This window comes from Salinicoccus siamensis, from assembly GCF_055391965.1.
In genome coordinates, this window is record NZ_AP043765.1 from 352,432 (window position 1) to 372,784 (window position 20,353).

A 20,353-nucleotide genomic window follows, 5' to 3' on the forward strand; every position below is an offset into this window, starting at 1 on the left:
GGCCCCTTTTTTTGAGTGCAATCTATATAGGATGGTGACTCCATTGATAGAGTTCAAAGATGTTTCCCTGGTCTATCCCAACGGCCACAAAGGGCTTAAGAATATCAACCTGAATATCCAGGAAGGTGAATTCGTTGTAATCGTCGGCATGTCAGGAGCCGGCAAATCCACCCTCATCCGGAGCATCAACCGTATGGTCACCCCGACTTCGGGTGAATTGATCATCGGTGGGGAGAATATATTGAAGTTCAAGGAACCCCAGTTGAGGAAGCTGCGGACCAGGATTGGCATGATCTTCCAAAGCTACAACATCGTCAAAAGGATGAGTGTGCTGCGGAATGTCCTTGCGGGCAGACTGGGGCATATCGGAACAGTGAGAAGCATTTTCGGGCTTTTTCCACAAAGCGATATGCGTCTTGCGATGGATAACCTCAAGCGCGTCGGCATTGATGAGAAAGCCTATGTCAGAGCAAGCAATTTAAGTGGGGGGCAACAGCAGCGTGTAAGCATCGCCCGGGCTTTGACGCAGCAGCCGTCGATCATCCTGGCCGATGAGCCGGTGGCGAGCCTTGATCCACCGACTTCCCATAAGGTCATGAAGGATCTGCGGCGTGTAAGCCGGGAAGATGGATTGACCACTATCGTCAATCTGCACTTCATCGATATGGCGATGGAGTATGCTGACCGCATCATTGGTCTGCGCGATGGGGAACTGGTTTTTGATGGCCCCATTTCAGAAGTCGATGAGCAGACATTCGAAGAAATATACGGTCGTCCGATTAAAGAGGATGATCTGATCGGCAATGAGGAGGAGACGGATGAAACAGCAAAGGAATGAACGGATCGTTTTGATGCCAAGGCGGTTCAAATTCTTCATCCTGGGTATAACCCTGCTTGTTCTGATGCTGTATATGGGAGCGGCCTATTTGACGCAATCTTATCCGACACGGGTGATAGAAGGATTCCCGATCATCTTCCTGTTTGTGGTCAATGATTTATGGCCACCCAGCTGGGAATATTTTACAAGCGTGTTGGACCCATTGCTCGAAACATGGAACATCGCCTTGTTCGGCACGACTTTCGGAGCAGTGCTTGCGATGCCGGTCAGCTTTATGGCAGCCGCGAACATCAACCGCAATAATACATTCTACCGAGTCGTCCGCTTCTTCTTCAACATATTGAGGACAGTACCTGAGATTATATTGGCCGTCTTATTTGTGGCGCTGGTGGGGATTGGTGATGTTTCCGGTATCCTTGCATTGACCGTCCTGACCATCGGAATCATCGGCAAACTGCTCAGTGAAACGATTGAAGCAGTCGACCCGGGTCCAATGGAAGCGATACGTGCATCCGGCGGGAATACACTGCAGGTCATACGCTATGGCGTCATCCCACAGATTCTGCCGCAGTATGCGTCATACACACTGTATTCGCTTGAGATCAATGTCAAAGCATCTGTCGTTCTCGGTTTTGTCGGGGCTGGTGGCATCGGCATCATCCTGAGGCAGCAGCTCAGCATGTTCAACTACGAAAATGTTGCGGCAATCATCTTTGTCCTGTTCATTACAATATCCCTGATAGACTTTATCAGCAACAGGTTAAGGGAGCGTCTTGAATGATGAAAAATAAAGAAAAAATCAGAATGAAGGAAACTTTCGGCAAAAAAAAGCGCATGTATATGTATGCCGTCCTATTCCTGCTGCTGATCATCTATATCATAGCCCTTATATCGACGCCTTTTGACGTCAACAGTTCCTCCGTATCTACGTTGGATACCTTGAGGCGGCTATTCATTGCACCCCTTGTGGAGCCGGAACGTTATGGACAGTATCCAGAATATATCGGGTATATGTTCGAAACCATAGCCATCGCCTATGCGGGCATCATGGTGGCAGCCATACTCGCTGTACCTGTCGGTTTCCTTGCCGCCCGCAATGTCGGCGGACGTTTCTCCTATATAGGGAAAGCGCTGCTGAACGCGATACGCGCCATACCTGAATTGATTTTTGCGATTATCTTTGTGGCAGCTGTAGGCATCGGGCCTTATGCGGGGGTACTTGCAATCAGCATCAATTCCATCGGCATGCTCGGCAAACTGTATGCAGAGGTCATCGAATCGATCGATAGGGAGAACGTGGAGGCGATAAAGGCAAGCGGGGGTAACCGTGTCCAGTCCATGTGGTTCGGCATATTGCCTCAAGTACTGCCAGAGTTCGTATCGTACGCGCTCTACAGGTTCGAAATTGACGTGCGGGCCTCGACGGTTCTTGGAATCGTGGGTGCAGGCGGTATCGGGGCACCACTCATCCTGGCGACTTATCAGCGCAATTGGGAAGATGTCGGCATGATTCTAGTAGTGGTAGTGGTATTTGTAAGTCTGATCGACATCGTTTCCAGTTCGATAAGGAAACGTCTGGTATAAGAAGCTTCTCCTTAATCGGAGAGGCTTCTTATTTTTTCTATCGGATCCAGGTTAGTATTTCAAGGGATGCCGATATGGCTTATAATTAAAATAAAATCGAGGTAATCAATATGAAACTTTCACAAGTTATAATTGGCTTCTCCATTGCATTGGCCCGCTTCCTATATAAAGAAGATAAAAAAATCGTGACGACGCACTATATACATGAGTCCGAGAGGGTGCCAGAAGCATTCGACGGCTATAAGATCGTCCAAGTATCAGACTTCCATAATGCGTATTTCGGCAGGCGCTCCAAGACGCTCCTTGATCAGGTGAGAGCGGCGGATGCAGACGTCATATTCGTGACTGGAGATGTGATTGACAGACGGACGCCGAACCTTAAGCGCGCCGTCCATCTGTTGCATGAGCTGACCCATATCCTGCCCGTCTACTACGTTACGGGTAACCATGAGGCGCATTATGTGCATTTTGACAGGTTGGAACAGGCCATTGAAATGTCACAGGTAAGGAACATCAGCAAAGGAAGCGAGAGGCTCTATATCGGTGATGATTACATCCGGCTGATCGGCATGGAAGATCTCTGGTTCTACGGAAATGAGGAAGAGCACGCGCTTTCTGATTTCTTTGAAGCAGACTTGAGACAGAGGCTCAATAATGAATCGGATGCCTTCACCATCGTGCTATCGCATCGCCCTGAGCTGCTTGATTTATATGGCAGATATGAGATTGACCTGGTATTTACCGGCCATGCACATGGGGGCCAGATCCGTCTTCCGGTAGTCAAGGGATTATACGCCCCCCATCAAGGAGTCCTGCCGAAATATACGGAAGGTGTGCATGAGAAGGATGGGACGCATATGGTCGTCAGCCGCGGTCTCGGCAACAGCCGTTTCCCGTTCCGGGTCTTCAACCACCCAGAAATCGTAGTGATGGAACTCAAGAGGAAACAGGGGGGCATGGACAGGTAATCTGCTGGTTTGTGTCATCGTCGCACCCGCACGTGTTGCCGAAACGATAAAAGGGCGCCCGGTGCAGCATTCTGCACCGGGTGCCCTTTTATGTGTAACATCAGTCGTAGAAGATCATATCGACGGCATCTTCCGCTGTAACAACTTCCGTCTTTTGTAGGTATTGTTCCATTTTACCGAAATCGACCGCTGCCCCTATACCAGGTTCCTGACTGACTGTGACGATGCCGTCCTCGGCTGAAACTTCTGGCGTGATGATGTCTTCGTGCCAATATCTGCTGGAGGAAGCGGTATCGCCTGGTAAGGTGAAGTTCGACAATGTTGTGATGGCGATGTTGTGAAGACGTCCGACACCTGCTTCAAGCATGCCGCCACACCACAGTGGAATGTCATGCTCCAGGGCGAGGTCATGAATCTTTTTGGACTGTGTAATCCCACCGACACGTCCGACTTTGACGTTGATGATTCGGCAGCTGCCAAGCTCTATGGCACCAGCGGCAGCCTCGTAGGAGTCGATGCTTTCATCGAGGCAGACAGGTGTGCTGATTTCCTTCTGCAGCTTGGCATGATCGATGAGGTCGCCAGCAGCGAGAGGCTGTTCGATCATCATGAGGTCGAATGCATCCAATGCTTTCAAAGTCTCCATATCATCGAGGGTGTAAGCGGAGTTGGCATCCACCATAAGTGGAATGTCACCAAAGCGCTCCCTTATCTTCCGAATCATCTCGACATCGCGGCCTGGTTTTATCTTAACCTTGATGCGTTTATAGCCTTCCTCGACTTTTTCCTTTATTCTTTCGAGAAGTCCTTCATCCGTGTCTTCCAGACCGAGGGAAATGCCGACTTCCACTTCGTTCTTTCTGCCGCCGATGGCTTCAGATAAGGTTATGCCTTCCTGCTTTGCGTAAAGGTCCCACACAGCGCCCTCAATCGCCGATTTGGCCATATTATTCCGCTTGAATGGTTTGAACAGCTCCCAGACTTCATCAGGATGTGCAATTTCATTTTGGATGACGAGCGGTGCAAAGTATTTTTTCATCGCAATGAGTGAAGCGTCCATGAACTCTTCCGAGTAGAGTGGGTCTTCTCCCGATACACATTCACCGAATCCTGAACGTCCTGCGTCATCAATCGCTTCAACAATCGTGATGAAACGCTCCTGTTGCGTGCCGAAGCTTGTCGTGAAGGGGTGTTTCAATCCCATCAGCAGCTGATGCAACTTGATTTCTTTAATCTTCATTAAATTATTCCTCCTATAGATTGAGTTCCTTCCATCGCACTAAGTGTAATTATATAGATAATGCGGGGGACACGCCATTTTTATGCTAAAAGCTATGTAGTCCACTATGCAACTGTAGAGTGATGGATATTTGAATTTTCCAGCAATTAATAATATATTATAGGGAAGATCGCATTGACATTCAATGATATACATAAAGGAGTTTTAGTTATGATAGAAGAAAAGATGATGAAGGCCTTTTGGCATCTGCATGAACATCCAGAAATCAGCTATGAGGAAACGGAAACGACGGAATACATATATAACCTGTTGGAAGCAGAAGGGTTCACGCCTGTCCGATTCAAGAATACGACTGGGCTTTATTGTGATATGGGTAATTTCGACAAAGGTCCCGTCATCGGTGTGCGCGCTGATATCGATGCCCTCTATCAGGAGGTTGACGGTGTAAAGCAGGCGAATCATTCATGCGGACATGATGCCCACATGGCAATGGTGATCGCTACCATGCTGAAGATTAAAGATGACCCAGTCCTTGATTCGAAAGGAGTACGTTTCATCTTCCAGCCTGCAGAAGAGGTCGGCACCGGTGCCTTGGCGGTGGTAGATGAGGGCGTTGTAGATGACTTGGATTACTTTTTCGGCATTCATCTGCGGCCGGTGGAGGAAGCGCGTAACGGTTATGCAGCATGCAGCATCGAACATGGTGCAGCATCTTCCATCGAGTTTCGCATCACGGGCGACGATGCACACGGTGCGCGGCCCCACCTCAACCATAATGCCATAGAGATTGGTGCCGATATCGTCAATATGCTGTCGAAGATCCATATCAATCCGGTCATCCCATCTTCAGTCAAGATGACGAAATTCCTTGCGGGTGGGAAATCATTGAATATCATACCCGGCAATGCGGAATGTGGCATCGATATGCGTGCCCAGACGAATGGGCAGATGACAAAATTGAAGGAACGCGTATATGATGTGCTGAAAACCATCGAAGATTTCTATTCTGTAAAGATAGAAGATGTCGACTACTCGGGCATCGTTGCCAGTGAGAGCCATCAGGATGCCATTGATGTATTGCGCAGATCGATTGTGGAAACGTTGGGTGAAGAGAAGTGTCTAGAGCCGATCATCACGAGTGGCGGAGACGATTTCCATTACTATACAGTGAAGCTGCCGGAACTTAAAGGGGCCATGCTCGGACTGGGCTGCGATCTCAAACCGGGCCTTCATCACCCGCACATGACTTTCGAGCATTCTGCATTGAAGAATGGAATGGAGATATTGCATAAGGCGATCATCAACGCCGAATAGTCCCGAAAGAAGGCGATGGCATGAAGAAGGTATTCATGTTGGGGGTGCTGATGCTTGCGGCATGCGGTACGGGAGAGAGCGGTACATCTGTTGAGAGCGAAGCTGAGGATGTTGCTACGGACTTGAAAGTACCCTGGATGGTGGTTGAAGCGGGGGAAGGGTTTATCGTATCTGAGCGGGAGGGTGGCCTGAAGCAAATTACAGAAGGCCGGGTCACAGACCAACCGCTTGAACTCAATATTCCAATCCATGCGAGTGGGGAAGGTGGATTGCTTGGCTTTATACTGCATCCCGATGACCCCGATACCGCATTCATCTACCACACCTATTTTGATGGGGGTGAAAAGAACCGTGTAGTCGAATTGAAACGGGAAGAAGGAACATGGAGGGAATCGGACGTCCTTATAGCCGATATACCCGGAGGCCGTGTCCATAATGGCGGGCGGATGGAAATAGGACCGGACGGCGATCTTTACATCACGACCGGCGATGCAGGTAATGGTGAATACAGCCAGGATATTGAAAGTCTTGCCGGTAAAATACTGAGGATTGGTCTAGACGGTTCCCTGCCTGAAGACAACCCATTCGGCAATGAGGTCTACAGCTATGGACACAGAAACCCCCAAGGCATCGCCTGGAACGATGAGGGGACGATGTATGCAGCTGAGCATGGTTCGGATGGGCATGACGAAATCAACAGGATAGAGCCAGGGGCGAATTATGGATGGCCGCTGGTTGAGGGGGACGAGGAACAGGAAGGGATGAAGGTCCCACTCTATCATACAGGGAATGATACGTGGGCACCTTCAGGCATTTCCCATGCCGCGGGGACGCTCTATATTGCGGCATTGAGGGGGACTAAGATCATCGCCCTTGATCTGGAGACCTTGGAAACTTCCACTCAATATGATGAAGGGAGCCGCATGCGCGATGTGCATATCAAGGATGGTTCCATCTACGCCCTCACCAATAATACAGATGGCCGGGGAGATCCTGGAGAAGGAGACGACAGATTGATTAGAATAACTATGGATGAATAAAATAAACACCTCCAAGACAGCTGTCCTGGAGGTGTTTACACTTATACGCTGCGGTATTCTTCATCATCTTCATCCACGATTCCGAACGCTTCTTCTTCAAGTTTCCGGTTGTAGAGGAAGAGTATGACTATAGCTGCGATACCGGCGGTTACAAAGTTCAACAGTGCAAGCAATGCTGCAGTGCCGATATTTTTCGTATATGCCGCAAATACCCCAAGGAAAGCAATGGACTCAATCAGCACATAGCTGACTGCGATATCGCCGATGGAGAGTCCCATGATATATAGAACGATACCGGCGATGGCGAATACGATACCGAGCGTCTTAGGCTCGAATTTTCCGCGGTCCAGAACATGTCCATCGAACATCTGTCCACCGAGGTAGAATGTCCCGAAAGGAACAAAGGCGAGTAACGGGATATCCAAATTCTTCTTCTCAGCGATGCGGTAGAGGAAATAACCTTGCAACAACCATTTGACGATGCCGAGGAGAAACAGGAATAGCACAAGTAATATTCCGATGATGGCGAGTCCTGCAAAAAGTCCGAACAATTCCATGTGAAATCACATCCTTTCTTAAATTATACCATAGGGGAAAGGTTCTATCGAAACGAAAAGCAGACTTGAAGTCTGCTTTTTTTACATATTATATTTACGGAAATTTCTTTTGTTTATCTTCTCGGCGCTGCGGTATGCATCGATGACTGCATAGAGCCATACGAGTGGCAGGAACAGATAGCCGATCAGGATTACTGTAAGGGCACCATTGATGAGCTGGAGGATCATGATGATGACCCCTTTTAAAATCTGCCCGTTGTAGATTTGTCCAAGGCCATTGATCAGAGCACTGAGTACTGCTGAAACACCTGGACTTTTTTGTGTAGGCAATGCATTCACTCCCATTTTTTGAGACTTTTATAATATACCCTTAATCTTCATCCCTAAACTTCTCTTCGCGTTCCCGTCCGCCAGGCATTCTGAACGGCCACCAGTTGCCGCGTCGGAAGGTGATGACGAACGCAGGGACCAGAAGGGGCAGTACAACGAATGCGTATAGCAAAAGTGCGAATATGATGATGCTTGCGACTTGTATCAATATGATCATACCAGAAGGCAGGAGTGCAGCAAATGTTCCGGACAGTATGATGACAGCAGTGATGACCACACCGCCCATACGCCTGATGGACTGTTCGATTGCGCCTCTGATAGTACGGTCTGTGAGTTCCTCCCTGAACCGGTCTATGATGAATATTGAATAGTCGATGCCGAGCGCCGCGAATATGATCAGACTGAAGAATGGCACGGCCCAATTCAATTCGCCATATCCGAATAGGCCAAGTAGCCATTGTGTAATGGTTACTGATGCGAAGTAGGTGATGAATATCGAACTGATCATCGAAATCGGCAACACCAGGGATCTGAATATAACAGCCAAGATGACGAACAAGGTCAGGATGAATATGGTCACGACCCGGTTATAGTCATCATTGGATATTTGGTTCAAGTCCCGGTTCATGCTCGTCACTCCCGAGAAGTAGGACTCGGTCTCTTCCCTGTCAAGACGTTGCAGTTCCCCGTCTATCGCATCTTCGACCGAATTTAAAGTGTCCATGGCCTGATGACTATACGGATCGTCTTCCAATATCACATTCATGATCAACGCTTCATTGTCACCGAAGGCGTACTGATCGACTGCATCTTCGATGTCCGGATTGTCGATGAATTCCTGAGGCACATGGACGCCTGTCTGATCGACTGCTTCATTGTCATTGATTTCCGTCATCAGTGAAGATACATCTTCAAGACCATCCCTGATTTCCCGGATGCCTTCCGAGGAGTCGGACAAGCCGTTGGCAAGTTCCGTCAATTGCTGGCTGGCAGCTTCCTGCTGCGCGGTGATTTCTTCGTTGGCTGCAGCAACTTCGTCCGACAATGTCGTCAAACCTTGCTGCACCTGACCCAATTGCTGCGCTGCCCCTTCGGCATCGCCTGTTTGGGTCATATATTCAGTGATCTGGCTGAGGTTGCTGTTTATGTCTTCAATACCGTCACCGAGCGCAGAGAGATCTCCGCCTTGTGTCTCAGTATTGCTCAGGTTGCTGCTCGCTTCATCCAGACCATCGGCTATTTCGGCCAGTCCATCCTGCATATCGATGATGCCTTCATTCGCCTGCTCCAACTGGCTGCGGACATTGAGGCCTTCTATCGCTTCACCGGATGGGCGCGTGAGTGTCTGGACTTCCTTTACCCCGTCAAGATTTGAAACAGTGGAGGCCACAGCATCAAGTCTTGATAGGTTTTCCGACTTGAGCATATCTTCTCCGGTCGACAGGATGACTTTAACAGGGAAGAGCTGGCCTTCATCGAAATTTTCACTTACAACATTAGTGGCATGGACGGTGGAATAATCATCATCGAGCTCTTCGATGGCATCGAAATTGACTTCATCGTTATAGAACAGAGCAACCGCAATCAAGATCGCAAATACTGTGAAGATGATGCGTGTTGGATACTTCAATGAGAATATTCCAAGCGGTGTCCATAAGCGGCTCTCCTTGAATTCCGTCTTCTTGATGTTCGGCCAGAAGATATATCTGCCGAGCAGATACATGAGCACGGGCAATAATGTAAAGAGGGCGAGCAACAGGAATACCACCCCTAATGCCACGCCTACAGCTGAACGGTAGATTTCAAAATTGGCAAAGTACAGGACACCGAATACGATGGCACCTGAGAGGCCGCTGATGAATACAGTTTTACCAGCTGTGGAGAAAGTGCGTATGACCGCGTCATATTTATCGTGATGTTCAAGTTCTTCTTTAAAACGGTTCAGCAGCAATATACAGTAGTCCGTACCGATGCCGAACAGGATAACGATCAGGAAACTCTGGGTCTGTGGCGAAATCGGAAAGCCGAACCATTCGACGAACCATGCAACGAAAGACTGGCCGATCAGGTAGGCGATGCCGACGACCATTACAGGTACGAACGGAGTGACGATGGACCTGAACATGATCAACAGTACAGCGACCACTATGATTACTGTAAACATTTCAGTGGATTGGATGCCTTCCATCGCATCCTGTTCGACTGTATTCTGGATGAGCTCATTTGAAGTCATGGAGGTTTTTGCTTCAGTCGTGTTCGCTTCTTCGATTGATTCTGCAACATTGCTGATATCATCGACTGAACCTACATAATCCATCGGGATGATGGCGACACCATTATCTTCATTGATGAAATTCTCTTGTACGTCATCCTCAAACTCGAATGGGTTGACCACATTATCAACGTCATCCATAGATTTTATTTCTTCAATGTAATCGACGATATCCGCTTCGTTTGCCGAGACTTTCCCATCAAATTCGAGGACGAGTGACATCGATTCCTTATCCTGATCGTATTTTTCGAGGAATTGCCTAGCTTGTTCACTTGGTGAGTCGTCCGCTAGCTGGACGTCCCCTTTTTCTGTTGCCAGTTGCGTCAAGTTAGGGGAAAGGATAAAAGTAGTGATGGCGAAAATCAGCATCAGTACGGTGACGGGCCATTTGAACTTAAGTATGTGTTTCATCGGGGGTGCCTCCTGGTATATATTTTAAAATTGTCATGGTCGCGTGATAGAGCTGTTCTTCCTCTTCTTTCGTTAATATGCCGATGTCAGTGCCTATTTTATGATGGATCTTATCCAGAAACTCCTCCACCAGTTGTTCGGACTCTCTAGTCATATAGATCAACTTCGATCTTTTGTCGTTGGTCATTTTGTTGCTTTCGCTCCTGACCAGATTCTTCTGGACAAGTTTCTTTACTGTATGTGTGATGGCACTGCGTTGCACATTAAGTTCCAGGGCCAGGTCCGAGGGGGTGGCATGCCCGTTCAGATAGATGAACTGCATGATATCCATCTGGGTCTTTGATATGTGCATACGGGTTATCGAGTCGGTGACATCATTGAACACTTTTGTGTAGCCGTAACCATAGATGAGCTTGAGGTTATGTATAACATCACTTTTTTTGGACAAATTTCACCCCTCCTTATTTTAGTTGAGAGTGCTAAACCAATCGAAGACTTCAACAGTCTACCATGTAATAAAGGACAGGGTCAAAGTATATGATGTGACAGTTTTTAGAATAGAAAAAGGACCTCCGTAGAGGCCCCCTTTAAAAAAGATCATCTATCCCAGACGCGGTGTGATTTTACGTCTTCCAAGTATTGCTTGAGATTCTCATCAATATTCGTAACACCCTTGTCATCGGCTGTGAATGAGAGCGCCTTGAATATATCGCCGTCATCTGTGCTGAAGCCGATCGCCTTCTTATGCTTGAATGCAATCTCGAGGTTTTCTACAGCTTCAGGATGCAGGTTTTCATGTCCCTTCAAAATGATCACAGCATCGAAAAGTACCGAATGGACCGTATCGAACGTTTCAGTCATGACATCATCACCTATTTTACGTATCTTATCAGAGATGAAAGTGACTGCTGTACCCTTATCTTCCAGTTTTTGCTGCAGGGTCAACATTTTTTCTGTCGGTACATCGGGCGTTATCATGATGCCGATCTCGCGCGTTTCAAGAGATGAAGGTGTGTTCGCCATACTGAGCGCTGGAGAACTTTTCTCATAGTTTGATTCTTCTATCGTATCAGGCAGTTCGACCCCTATTTTATCCACTACGTATTCAGTCATTTCCCGATCGATTGGATTGAGGAGGTTATTTACGGCATTCTGTCTGACGCCGAGATCCTTACATTTCCCGAGTTCAAAGCTGAAGGCATCAAATATATGCTGCTTCTCATGGGCCGTCATGGAATTGAGGAACATTTTCGCCTGGCTGAAGTGGTCTTTGAAACTCTCACTCCGTGCCCTGATTTTACGGCCTTCGACTTTCTCGTCATAGTGCTCATAACCACCCTCTTCCGGAGATGCCGGTTCCGGTTGATTGTTGTTGAGGTAGTTCTTGTGATAGGAAGTTTGGCCCTTTGTAACATTCATCTGATTATAGCCTTCCCTCTGGTTGTTTGCGAAAGGACAGATCGGGCGGTTGATCGGAATCTGATGGAAGTTCGGCCCACCGAGGCGGATCAACTGCGTATCAGTATAGGAGAAGAGCCTGCCCTGTAGAAGCGGGTCATTCGAGAAGTCGATGCCCGGCACGACATGTCCTGGGTGGAAGGCGACCTGTTCCGTCTCTGCAAAGTAGTCGTCGACATTCTGATTCAATGTCATTTTACCTACAATCTGGACGGGGACATCCTCCTCGGGCCATATTTTGGTCGGATCTAGAATATCGAAGTCCATATTGAATTCATCTTCTTCCGGAATCAACTGCATGCCAAGTTCAAATTCAACCGCATTGCCTTTATTGATGTTTTCCCACAGATCTTGGCGGTGGAAGTCCATATTCTTCCCATTGATGAGCTGTGCTTCGTCCCATACCACCTGATGCGTGCCCAATTTCGGTTTCCAGTGGAATTTGACGAAATGGCTCTTGCCTTCAGCGTTCACCAATCTGAATGTGTGGACACCGAACCCTTCCATCATCCTTAGGCTTCGCGGGATCGCGCGGTCGCTCATCAACCACATTACCATATGGGCACTTTCGGTATTTTGTGATACCCAATCCCAGAATGTATCGTGGGCGGAGGCTGCCTGAGGCATTTCATTATGGGGTTCTGGTTTCACAGCATGGACCATGTCTGGAAATTTGATGGCGTCCTGCATAAAGAAGACGGGCATATTATTTCCGACAAGATCGAAGTTACCCTCTTCTGTATAGAATTTTGTTGCAAATCCGCGGACGTCACGCGGGATGTCCATGGAACCACGGTTCCCGGCAACTGTTGAAAACCTCACGAAGACAGGGGTTCTTCTGCTTGTATCTGTAAAGAGTCCTGCCTTTGTATATTTTTCCAATGATTCATACAGCTCGAATTCACCGTGTACTCCGAACCCTCTGGCATGAACCACACGTTCAGGAATGCGTTCGTGGTCGAAATGTGTCATCTTTTCGCGGAAATGGAAGTCTTCCATCAACGTCGGGCCACGTTCACCGGCTTTCAGGGAGAATTCATCGTTGCTGACTTTAAGTCCCTGATTCGTTGTCATATGTGCTTTTTTGGTATTATCGATCGTGTTCTTTTGGAGATCTTCCTTCTTCTTGTTCATTAATGGTTACGCCTCCTTGAAAGATTGAAATGATACCTTGCCCCTCCACTATAACAATCCCACATGCGCTTTGCATACATTTACTATATCGGGTTTTTTTGTATTCAAAGCGGGTATAGTAAAAGGTCGTGCACATGTTGGCACGACCTTCTACTTAAAGATATTCTTCAATTTTCTGTATCAATCCATCGTTGAGAGTGCTGTGTTTGGCAAGGAACGTCTCTAATCCCACCTGTGCAATCTGTTCATCTCTTTCTTTGACTTCAGGGTCATTGGGATTGTTGAATTCCAGTGCATACACAGCAAGCTCTGTGAGAGCATTGCAACTGAGATTGTTCTTCTCCAAGTAGATCAGCGGCTTCATGATACGATCGCCCGCGCTTAGTTTGCGCATCACACCACGTCCAACACGGTCCAGATCATCGGATAGATGGGGGTTTTTGAACCGCGCAATGATTTTTTCTATATATGAGAGCTGCTGTGCCTCCGTGAAATCGTAATTTGAAGTCAGATAGAGCATTGTTTCATTCAGGACATTCCTGAGGAATACTTCGACTTTTTCATTGGTCATCGCCTCGGCTACAGTTTTGAAGCCAAGGGTCTTGCCATAATAGGCTATCGCTGCATGACCGGTATTGACCGTAAACAGTTTGCGTTCGATAAAGGGTATCAGATCTTCTACATAAGTGACCCCATCCAGTCTCGCCTCTCCTATCCAGCTCATCAGTATGCTTCAAGATTTCCTTTTTAAGTGTATCTGTGGCAAGGATGGCGTTTTCGCAGGCAATGAATGCAGCGATGTTCGGCATGATCATACTGCTTAAAAATGAACCGAAAGCTTGAACTTTACGTGAAAGACCTTTTTTTCTTCAGACATTAAAGCCACCCCTTTTTAGATGATTTATAGTATAACTAAATCATAAGGCGAAAAGGTAACGCTTACAATATAAACAAAACGCAGCTTTGGCACACTGATATTGCCAAAACATATGTTAATGATCAATGGATGAAGGATGGCGTGGTATAATTGTTTGGATATTCGAGTATGGTGGGGTCATATGCAAAAGGAGAATAGTAAAAGGGGTGGTCGGTATGGAAAGCAGTAAAAAGGGAGCATTGTTTGCCCTGAGTGCCTATCTGATATGGGGGTTTCTGCCCATATATTGGAAGCAGTTGGAACATGTTTCTTCGTACGAAGTCATTGCTCACCGCGTATTCTGGTCGTTCATCTTCATGATTGTATTCATCCTCGCGACGAACCGTATGCATCTTTTCTATAAAGATCTGAAGTTCATATTCCGGGACAAAAAGAAAGTGGCGGCATTATTCGCTGCCTCAGTAGTCATCACCTCCAACTGGCTGCTATATATCATTGCAGTCAACAGTGGCCATATATTGGATGCGAGCCTCGGCTATTACATAAATCCCCTCATAAGCATTCTCATCGGGTTCGCAGTTCTTGGGGAACGATTTTCAAAATCTCAATGGGTCGCCATCATAATCGTCTTTCTGGGAGTCGCCTACATGACGGTAGGTCTGGGTTCTGCGCCGTGGATATCACTTTTCCTGGCTCTGTCCTTCAGTATCTACGGATTAATCAAAAAAGTAGTCAATATGGATGCCGTCTTTGCTATGGCTGTGGAAACTTTTGTTTTGGCGCCGGTGGCGCTATTCTATATCCTATTCCTTGAAGTCGGCGGGGAGGGGCATTTCGGATTCGATCAGGATAGCCTGGTCATGATGGGGACAGGCGTCGTCACTGCCGTACCATTGTTGCTGTTCTCGATCGGTGCACAGCGTATCCGACTGTCCCTAGTGGGTATACTTCAGTATTTTGCACCGACTGTAATGCTTCTGCTTGGGGTCTTCATGTATGGTGAGGCATTTACCCGCATACATGGTGTCGCCTATATATTGATATGGGGCGGGCTCGGGCTGTATACATTCACCCGCTTCAAGGAAATGCGACGGGACACAGGACGCAAGCCGAGACGGCGCGTCACACACTAGCATATTGTTAGGGGAAGCATCTATAGTCATGATATGATTTATTGAAAATGAGTTTTCTAAGGAGTAGGGGATATGAAGTTTTCGAAATATCTGTTTGCCGTTCCGATTGCAGTTGCGTTACTGACTGGTTGTCAGGGGGAAGAGGAGAAAACAGATCAGACATCAGGAGAGGCCGGGGTCGCCCAAGAGGAAACGACCGAAGGGAAGCAATCAATGGACACCACAGATGATGCAAACCGGACATTGAAAGGAATCGAAACAGATGATTCCGCAATTGCCGACTTGGTTGAAGAGGCCCGGAATATAGAAAGTTACCAAGCCATGGTGGACCTGGAGGCTTTGGTGGACGATGAATCCTCCCAAACTCTTGATGCGGACGTAAAGTATAAAGAGGGGACGCCACCGTCTTTGCATCTTAAGTCAGAAGGGGAGGACCGGACCATCTCGAAAGATGGTGAAACCTACTACAATAACGGAGACGATTGGGTAGACATCTCAGAGTCCATAGAAATAGAACAGCTTTTTCATGTAACATACAAAAATGCCGTCATCGCTTTTTCTGATATTAAAGATGAGATGAAGCTGACTGAAGAGGAAAATCAGCTGATCTATACATTTGAGGGGGAAAGCACTGAAATCTTTGAAGTGTTTGAATCACTCTTTGCAGCTGAATTCAGTGCCATAGATACCTCCAATCCGAATAATGAGGTGGAAGTCGTCATCGACAAGGAGAATTCGCGCATAAAGTCCATCCAGTATGAAGCGACAGGAGAAGATGCAGAAGGGCGTTATGAATTATCCGGAGAGGTCGAGTTTAAATCATTCAATGATATAGGTGCGATACAGTTGCCTGAGTCAGTCGACTAGTCCAGGTGCAGAGATGGTATGAGAAGGTAATGTCACCTGTGCGGGTGACTTAAGGAAGTAAGAAGAGGCGATTCTCATGGGATCGCCTCTTCTTATTTTTTAGCTCCAATGACTCGGTTTTCCCCCTCGTCATCATTTATTTTACATCCTTCAGTTAAAACGACTCCTTATTCAGTATCTTTCTTCAGCTCGACGAACCTGACATATTCAAGGGTAGAAACGTGGACGGAGCCATTCCTATCTTTCTCGATCAATTTCAGTTCCTGGGCGAAATCATCTCCGACAGGTATGACCATCCTGCCGTCTGGGGCGAGCTGGTCAACCAATGCCTGAGGTGTTCTTTCGGCGGCCGCGGTGACGATGATGCGGTCGTAGGGAGCATATTCCAACCACCCCTGGTTGCCATCGCCGTAATGGAAATGGATATTGGAAAACCCCTCGGTCCGGAGTCTTTCTTTAGCACGTTCATACAATGCCTCAATGCGTTCAACAGTGTAGACGTTTTTTGAAAACTTTGCGAGCATGGCGGTCTGAAAGCCTGAACCGGTGCCTATTTCGAGCACATCATGTTGTGGTGCGAGCTCGAGCGCAAGCGTCATGGACAACACAAGCGAAGGTTGTGAAATCGTCTGGCCGTGGCCGATCGGGCACGGCATGTCGGCTCCTGCCAGATGTCTTTGCGTATCCATATATCTACTGCGATCAAGCCTGTTGAAAAAGGATTCTATTGCTTTTTTATCATGTTTCAAAACACTCACCCCTTTTAGTTGATGGGCGTCAGATACATTTCAATGAAATCACGCTGTTCTTCGATGGCAGGCGGAAGGGAGAGTTTCTCTCCAAGGGCATCGATGGGTTCGTCAATATCGAAGCCCGGCCCTTCTGTCGACAATTCTACAGTTATCCCACCGACCGTCGTGATATATAGGGCCTTGAAGTAATAGCGGTCGACGATGCCTGAATTCAACCACTTTTCATGATCAACCTTCTCCTTGATATTGAGGAGGGCTGCTTCATCGGCGACACGTAGGGAAAGGTGGTGTACGCTGCCATATCCTTCTTTTTCGAGCTGGCTGGTCCGCTTTTCGATAAGGTATAGAGAATCGTCGCCGAACTTCATTTCGACGGCTGTGTCCTCGTTTTTGTAGGGGTGATCTGAAACGCCGCCCAGCAGTTCGAAGAATTGGACCATGGGTTTCAAGTATTGGATGCTCAGTTCCACAGCACCAATCGACGTCAAGGCATGGGCTTCAGGAATCTCCGGATGAGTATTCGGAGATTTCGGCCCCTGCTGATCCACCATAAGGGCGAGACGTTGTTTTTCATGATCTTCGAATTTCATGACGGTCTTGCCGAATTCTTCCGTGATCTCTTCATAGTGGATGTTTTTCCCTTCGAACCGGGCTTTGAAGAATTCGAGCGCCTCCTTGGAAGGGACCCTGAAGTATGTGCGGCTGATGCCGTTGCTGCCTGATTGGTACTTCGGTGCCCCGGTTATTTCAAAGAAAGTGATATCCGTGCCCGGATGGCCTTCATGGTCTGCGTAAAACAGATGATACATGCTTGTGTCATCCTGGTTTACGGTCTTTTTGACGAGTCTGAGTCCAAGCACATCTGTATAGAATTTGTGATTATCGATGATGTTGGCAGTAATCGCTGACACATGGTGCAACCCTTTTGGTATCATAAAAAATCGCTCCTTCCACTTATCACTGATATTATATAATATATGGGAAGTAAACTCTAATAAAGGAGGTTGCCGGAATGGAACATTTATTTATAAAAGCTAAAAACGAGAAAAGGAATACACTGATACTTTTTCATGGCAGTGGCGGTCGTGAAACGGATCTTTTGGAGATTGCAGCTATGGTGGATGGCTCAGCCAATATACTCGCATTCCGCGGGAACGTTGATGAAGAAGGGCGTGCGCATTTCTTCGCTCGACAGGGGGCAGGATATGATGAAGGTAGCCTTAAGGCAGAAGGGACGGCCATAAAAAAATTGGTGGAGGATCTGGCTGAAGAATATGGTTTGGATCTCAATCAGGCGATATATGTCGGCTACTCACATGGAGCGGATATGGCTTCACACCTGCTCATGCATCATGATCTGCCGGTGGCGGGCGCCATGCTGATGCATCCATCCTACAATGGTGAACAAGCGGCAGAGGTCGATCTGAGCGGAAAGAAGATCCTTCTGACAGCAGGGGCCAGGGACGTCCAGACGACTGCCGGTGAAGCATATCAGTTGAGACGGCACCTCGAACAAAAAGGCGCCGAGGTCAGCATCAAGCTGACGGACGGCGGCCACGAGATAGACCCGGAAGAATTGATGGAGGGGCATGTCTGGTATCTGGGAGTGAAGTAGCCCCTGATCGATCAAAGGTATACGGAAGACAAATAGTGCGAGAGTCCATCTTCGTCGCACGTATATGCAGTGACATCATCTGCAGCTTCAAGGATTGAGGGCACCGAGTTTTTCATTGCGGTACGCTTGCCGGCTTTGTCAAACAAAGGAAGGTCGTTCATCGAATCCCCCACGACATGCACATCCTCATACGACAGTCCGTATCGACCCATTAAAGTTTCAAGGCCTGTGGCCTTGTCGCGTCCCTTCAACATGATTTCGGCATTATGGACACTGGTGGTATAGAGGGCATAGTCCGATTCGTCTTGCTGCGCTCTCAGATGGTCGTACCAGCTGCCGATCTTATCCGTGTCTGTACTGAAGAAGAATATCTTTACGACATGTTCGAATGATAGGGTCGGCACCCATTGAACTGTACTTTCGAGTGTCTGTTGGGCGTAGAGGTATTCAAAATGCTTCATCGTCTCCGGCTGGGGCCGGCTGATGTCTGCGGCCGAATACTCTTTATCTTCAAGCAAGGTACGACTTGAATTTTCAAGCGTGTGGATTTCGTAATAGATCTGCCGCCTGCGTGCAGCAGCTATCATATCTGAAACGAAGTCAGGGTCGAATGAAGCAGAATCAATCAACCGACCATCTACATAGACACCCATGCCGCTTGCTGCAACATAACCGTCAAGTGGACAGTCTCCGGGAGTAATTTCTGTAATTTCGTAATGCGTTCGTCCTGTCGCGAAAAAGATGAGCATCCCCGTTTCTTTGAGTGCTGCCAATACCGCAACGAGGGATTTTGGGAAGCGGCCACTGTGGTCGAGTATCGTGCCGTCCATATCCAGAACCAATGCTTTCATGAAATGATTCTCCTTTTATGCTGAAGTTGAATTGTAATGCCTTCTTATTGCGAAATATATTTTTATAATTATAGATTCAGGCGGGGTGAAGAAGTGGTGCGAACGGATTTGAAGAAGCCGCTGATGGACGGATTGACCATCGGCATGGGTTATGTGCCGGTTGCTGTAGCCTTTGGCATAACGGCAAAACCGGTCATGTCCTTTTTTGACGCGGTGCTGATGAGTTTCATGGTATATGGAGGCGCAAGCCAATTTCTGGCCCTCCAGATGATGTCTACGAGCGGTGCAATAGCCATTGTATTTGCCGTATTCATCCTCAATTCAAGGCATTTTGTCATGTCGTTCAAGGTAAACTATGATTTGAAGCATGAATCCTTTTTGAAACGTCTGTTCCTATCTTCATATGTTACGGATGAGGGCTTTGCAGTGACCGCCAACAGTACTCCAGAACAGCGTCATTTCAGCAGCTATGCAGTCACTTTCCTCACAGCCTATCTTTTTTGGGTGACGTTTTCTGCCATTGGTTACCTGGCGGGCGAATGGATGAGCAAGGGGTGGGTTGCAGCCAGCGGCATCGCTTTATATGCACTGTTCATCGCACTGCTCATTCCAGCTGTGCGTATCCACTACCGCTTCGGCATCATCGCCATGGCAGGCATGATCATCCATTACATAATGGGGCAGCTCTCCTTCGTGCCATCCGGCATTGCCATCGTGCTGGCGATACTCATTGCAGCAGCACTCGGATCGATACTTGAAAGAGCGGAGGTGTCCAGATGACCCTACTGGTTGTTGCCATGTTTGCTGTGACGATTATAACACGTATTCTACCGGCATTTATAATCGATGGCTTCCCATTGCCGGAATGGCTTGTAACATATTTGAACTACATCCCTTATGCCGCACTCGGCGTGCTTATCTTCCCGGGTATATTAGATGCCCTCGAAAATCCATTGCATGGTCTTTTGGGAGGGGCGTTCGCCATGTTGCTGGCGTTGTTTCGGGTGCCGCTTTTCTTTATCGTGCTAGGCACAATCGTGTTTGTCTATCTGATAACTTGAGGGGCCTTAGATTTCAGCATATCCATTTGCTGTGCCTAAACCGGCATGGCA

Annotated in this window: 21 protein-coding genes; 11 read left to right on the forward strand and 10 right to left on the reverse strand. The window is 47.7% G+C overall.

Features of this window, described 5'->3' with window-relative positions:
* Positions 1-43: 43 nt before the first annotated feature.
* The 4 genes from phnC (at position 44) to ACZ5LF_RS01785 (ending at position 3,390) form a co-directional block, all read left to right on the forward strand.
* A complete protein-coding gene (gene phnC / locus ACZ5LF_RS01770; protein ID WP_380570350.1) occupies positions 44-838 on the forward strand; it encodes a phosphonate ABC transporter ATP-binding protein in 795 nt (264 codons plus the stop codon).
* Positions 819-1,619 carry a phosphonate ABC transporter, permease protein PhnE gene (phnE, locus tag ACZ5LF_RS01775; RefSeq protein ID WP_380570351.1) on the forward strand — a complete coding sequence of 267 codons (801 nt, stop codon included), beginning with the start codon at positions 819-821 and terminating at the stop codon, positions 1,617-1,619. Before phnC ends, phnE (ACZ5LF_RS01775) begins: the two co-directional genes overlap by 20 nt.
* A complete protein-coding gene (phnE, locus tag ACZ5LF_RS01780) occupies positions 1,616-2,422 on the forward strand; it encodes a phosphonate ABC transporter, permease protein PhnE (protein ID WP_380570353.1) in 807 nt (268 codons plus the stop codon). Before phnE (ACZ5LF_RS01775) ends, phnE (ACZ5LF_RS01780) begins: the two co-directional genes overlap by 4 nt.
* Before the next feature lie 110 nt (positions 2,423-2,532).
* Positions 2,533-3,390, forward strand: a complete 858-nt coding sequence (locus ACZ5LF_RS01785) for a metallophosphoesterase (protein ID WP_380570354.1) — start codon at positions 2,533-2,535, stop codon at positions 3,388-3,390.
* Positions 3,391-3,490: 100 nt separating this feature from the next.
* Here the strand turns inward: ACZ5LF_RS01785 and menC are convergent, their stop codons facing one another.
* The gene (menC, locus tag ACZ5LF_RS01790) at positions 3,491-4,630 is read right to left on the reverse strand and encodes an o-succinylbenzoate synthase (RefSeq protein WP_380570356.1); all 1,140 of its coding nucleotides are present in this window, start codon (positions 4,628-4,630) and stop codon (positions 3,491-3,493) included.
* 210 nt (positions 4,631-4,840) lie between these two features.
* Here menC and ACZ5LF_RS01795 point away from each other — a divergent pair, with 210 nt between their 5' ends.
* Complete coding sequence (locus tag ACZ5LF_RS01795; protein ID WP_380570358.1) at positions 4,841-5,944, forward strand: M20 peptidase aminoacylase family protein; 1,104 nt, start codon at positions 4,841-4,843, stop codon at positions 5,942-5,944.
* A 20-nt stretch (positions 5,945-5,964) separates the two neighbouring features.
* Complete coding sequence (locus ACZ5LF_RS01800) at positions 5,965-6,984, forward strand: PQQ-dependent sugar dehydrogenase (protein WP_380570359.1); 1,020 nt, start codon at positions 5,965-5,967, stop codon at positions 6,982-6,984.
* 41 nt (positions 6,985-7,025) lie between these two features.
* On the opposite strand, the gene ACZ5LF_RS01805 is transcribed toward ACZ5LF_RS01800, so the two are convergent.
* The 6 genes from ACZ5LF_RS01805 to ACZ5LF_RS01830 form a co-directional block, all read right to left on the reverse strand.
* Entirely contained in the window at positions 7,026-7,541 is a 516-nt protein-coding gene (locus ACZ5LF_RS01805) for a hypothetical protein (protein WP_380570360.1), read from the reverse strand.
* 81 nt (positions 7,542-7,622) lie between these two features.
* On the reverse strand, positions 7,623-7,871 hold the full coding sequence (locus tag ACZ5LF_RS01810; protein WP_344700850.1) for a hypothetical protein: 249 nt from the start codon (positions 7,869-7,871) through the stop codon (positions 7,623-7,625).
* Positions 7,872-7,911: 40 nt separating this feature from the next.
* On the reverse strand, positions 7,912-10,554 hold the full coding sequence (locus tag ACZ5LF_RS01815; RefSeq protein WP_380570362.1) for an MMPL family transporter: 2,643 nt from the start codon (positions 10,552-10,554) through the stop codon (positions 7,912-7,914).
* Complete coding sequence (locus ACZ5LF_RS01820; protein WP_380570364.1) at positions 10,538-11,002, reverse strand: MarR family transcriptional regulator; 465 nt, start codon at positions 11,000-11,002, stop codon at positions 10,538-10,540. The genes ACZ5LF_RS01815 and ACZ5LF_RS01820 overlap by 17 nt, the downstream gene beginning before the upstream one ends.
* 149 nt (positions 11,003-11,151) lie before the next feature.
* Entirely contained in the window at positions 11,152-13,146 is a 1,995-nt protein-coding gene (locus ACZ5LF_RS01825; protein ID WP_380570366.1) for a catalase, read from the reverse strand.
* 154 nt (positions 13,147-13,300) lie between these two features.
* Complete coding sequence (locus tag ACZ5LF_RS01830; protein WP_380570367.1) at positions 13,301-13,870, reverse strand: mannitol dehydrogenase family protein; 570 nt, start codon at positions 13,868-13,870, stop codon at positions 13,301-13,303.
* Between the two features lie 368 nt (positions 13,871-14,238).
* Here ACZ5LF_RS01830 and rarD point away from each other — a divergent pair, with 368 nt between their 5' ends.
* Together rarD and ACZ5LF_RS01840 are read left to right on the forward strand one after the other, a co-directional pair.
* A complete protein-coding gene (gene rarD / locus ACZ5LF_RS01835; RefSeq protein ID WP_380570368.1) occupies positions 14,239-15,156 on the forward strand; it encodes an EamA family transporter RarD in 918 nt (305 codons plus the stop codon).
* Between the two features lie 72 nt (positions 15,157-15,228).
* On the forward strand, positions 15,229-16,023 hold the full coding sequence (locus ACZ5LF_RS01840) for a hypothetical protein (protein ID WP_380570369.1): 795 nt from the start codon (positions 15,229-15,231) through the stop codon (positions 16,021-16,023).
* 167 nt (positions 16,024-16,190) lie between these two features.
* On the opposite strand, the gene ACZ5LF_RS01845 is transcribed toward ACZ5LF_RS01840, so the two are convergent.
* Both ACZ5LF_RS01845 and ACZ5LF_RS01850 read right to left on the reverse strand, forming a co-directional pair.
* On the reverse strand, positions 16,191-16,781 hold the full coding sequence (locus ACZ5LF_RS01845) for a protein-L-isoaspartate(D-aspartate) O-methyltransferase (RefSeq protein ID WP_380570370.1): 591 nt from the start codon (positions 16,779-16,781) through the stop codon (positions 16,191-16,193).
* A 5-nt stretch (positions 16,782-16,786) separates the two neighbouring features.
* Positions 16,787-17,710: a VOC family protein gene (locus ACZ5LF_RS01850; protein WP_380570371.1), complete on the reverse strand. Its 924-nt coding sequence runs from the start codon at positions 17,708-17,710 to the stop codon at positions 16,787-16,789.
* Positions 17,711-17,787: 77 nt separating this feature from the next.
* On the opposite strand from ACZ5LF_RS01850, the gene ACZ5LF_RS01855 reads away from it, so the two are divergent.
* Positions 17,788-18,390 carry an alpha/beta hydrolase gene (locus ACZ5LF_RS01855; RefSeq protein WP_380570372.1) on the forward strand — a complete coding sequence of 201 codons (603 nt, stop codon included), beginning with the start codon at positions 17,788-17,790 and terminating at the stop codon, positions 18,388-18,390.
* Between the two features lie 11 nt (positions 18,391-18,401).
* Here the strand turns inward: ACZ5LF_RS01855 and ACZ5LF_RS01860 are convergent, their stop codons facing one another.
* On the reverse strand, positions 18,402-19,241 hold the full coding sequence (locus ACZ5LF_RS01860; protein ID WP_380570373.1) for an HAD-IIB family hydrolase: 840 nt from the start codon (positions 19,239-19,241) through the stop codon (positions 18,402-18,404).
* Positions 19,242-19,334: 93 nt separating this feature from the next.
* Here ACZ5LF_RS01860 and ACZ5LF_RS01865 point away from each other — a divergent pair, with 93 nt between their 5' ends.
* Positions 19,335-20,021, forward strand: a complete 687-nt coding sequence (locus ACZ5LF_RS01865; protein ID WP_380570374.1) for an AzlC family ABC transporter permease — start codon at positions 19,335-19,337, stop codon at positions 20,019-20,021.
* On the forward strand, positions 20,018-20,302 hold the full coding sequence (locus ACZ5LF_RS01870) for an AzlD domain-containing protein (RefSeq protein ID WP_380570375.1): 285 nt from the start codon (positions 20,018-20,020) through the stop codon (positions 20,300-20,302). Before ACZ5LF_RS01865 ends, ACZ5LF_RS01870 begins: the two co-directional genes overlap by 4 nt.
* Positions 20,303-20,353 lie beyond the last annotated feature (51 nt).

Excerpts from the sequence above, each read along its gene's own strand:
- phnE (WP_380570351.1), top strand. The coding sequence starts at position 819 with ATGAAACAGCAAAGGAATGAACGGATCGTTTTGATGCCAAGGCGGTTC.
- phnE (WP_380570353.1), top strand. The coding sequence starts at position 1,616 with ATGATGAAAAATAAAGAAAAAATCAGAATGAAGGAAACTTTCGGCAAA.
- ACZ5LF_RS01785 (WP_380570354.1), top strand. The coding sequence starts at position 2,533 with ATGAAACTTTCACAAGTTATAATTGGCTTCTCCATTGCATTGGCCCGC.
- menC (WP_380570356.1), bottom strand. The coding sequence starts at position 4,630 with ATGAAGATTAAAGAAATCAAGTTGCATCAGCTGCTGATGGGATTGAAA.
- ACZ5LF_RS01795 (WP_380570358.1), top strand. The coding sequence starts at position 4,841 with ATGATAGAAGAAAAGATGATGAAGGCCTTTTGGCATCTGCATGAACAT.
- ACZ5LF_RS01800 (WP_380570359.1), top strand. The coding sequence starts at position 5,965 with ATGAAGAAGGTATTCATGTTGGGGGTGCTGATGCTTGCGGCATGCGGT.
- ACZ5LF_RS01805 (WP_380570360.1), bottom strand. The coding sequence starts at position 7,541 with ATGGAATTGTTCGGACTTTTTGCAGGACTCGCCATCATCGGAATATTA.
- ACZ5LF_RS01815 (WP_380570362.1), bottom strand. The coding sequence starts at position 10,554 with ATGAAACACATACTTAAGTTCAAATGGCCCGTCACCGTACTGATGCTG.
- ACZ5LF_RS01825 (WP_380570366.1), bottom strand. The coding sequence starts at position 13,146 with ATGAACAAGAAGAAGGAAGATCTCCAAAAGAACACGATCGATAATACC.
- ACZ5LF_RS01830 (WP_380570367.1), bottom strand. The coding sequence starts at position 13,870 with ATGAGCTGGATAGGAGAGGCGAGACTGGATGGGGTCACTTATGTAGAA.
- rarD (WP_380570368.1), top strand. The coding sequence starts at position 14,239 with ATGGAAAGCAGTAAAAAGGGAGCATTGTTTGCCCTGAGTGCCTATCTG.
- ACZ5LF_RS01840 (WP_380570369.1), top strand. The coding sequence starts at position 15,229 with ATGAAGTTTTCGAAATATCTGTTTGCCGTTCCGATTGCAGTTGCGTTA.
- ACZ5LF_RS01850 (WP_380570371.1), bottom strand. The coding sequence starts at position 17,710 with ATGATACCAAAAGGGTTGCACCATGTGTCAGCGATTACTGCCAACATC.
- ACZ5LF_RS01855 (WP_380570372.1), top strand. The coding sequence starts at position 17,788 with ATGGAACATTTATTTATAAAAGCTAAAAACGAGAAAAGGAATACACTG.
- ACZ5LF_RS01860 (WP_380570373.1), bottom strand. The coding sequence starts at position 19,241 with ATGAAAGCATTGGTTCTGGATATGGACGGCACGATACTCGACCACAGT.
- ACZ5LF_RS01870 (WP_380570375.1), top strand. The coding sequence starts at position 20,018 with ATGACCCTACTGGTTGTTGCCATGTTTGCTGTGACGATTATAACACGT.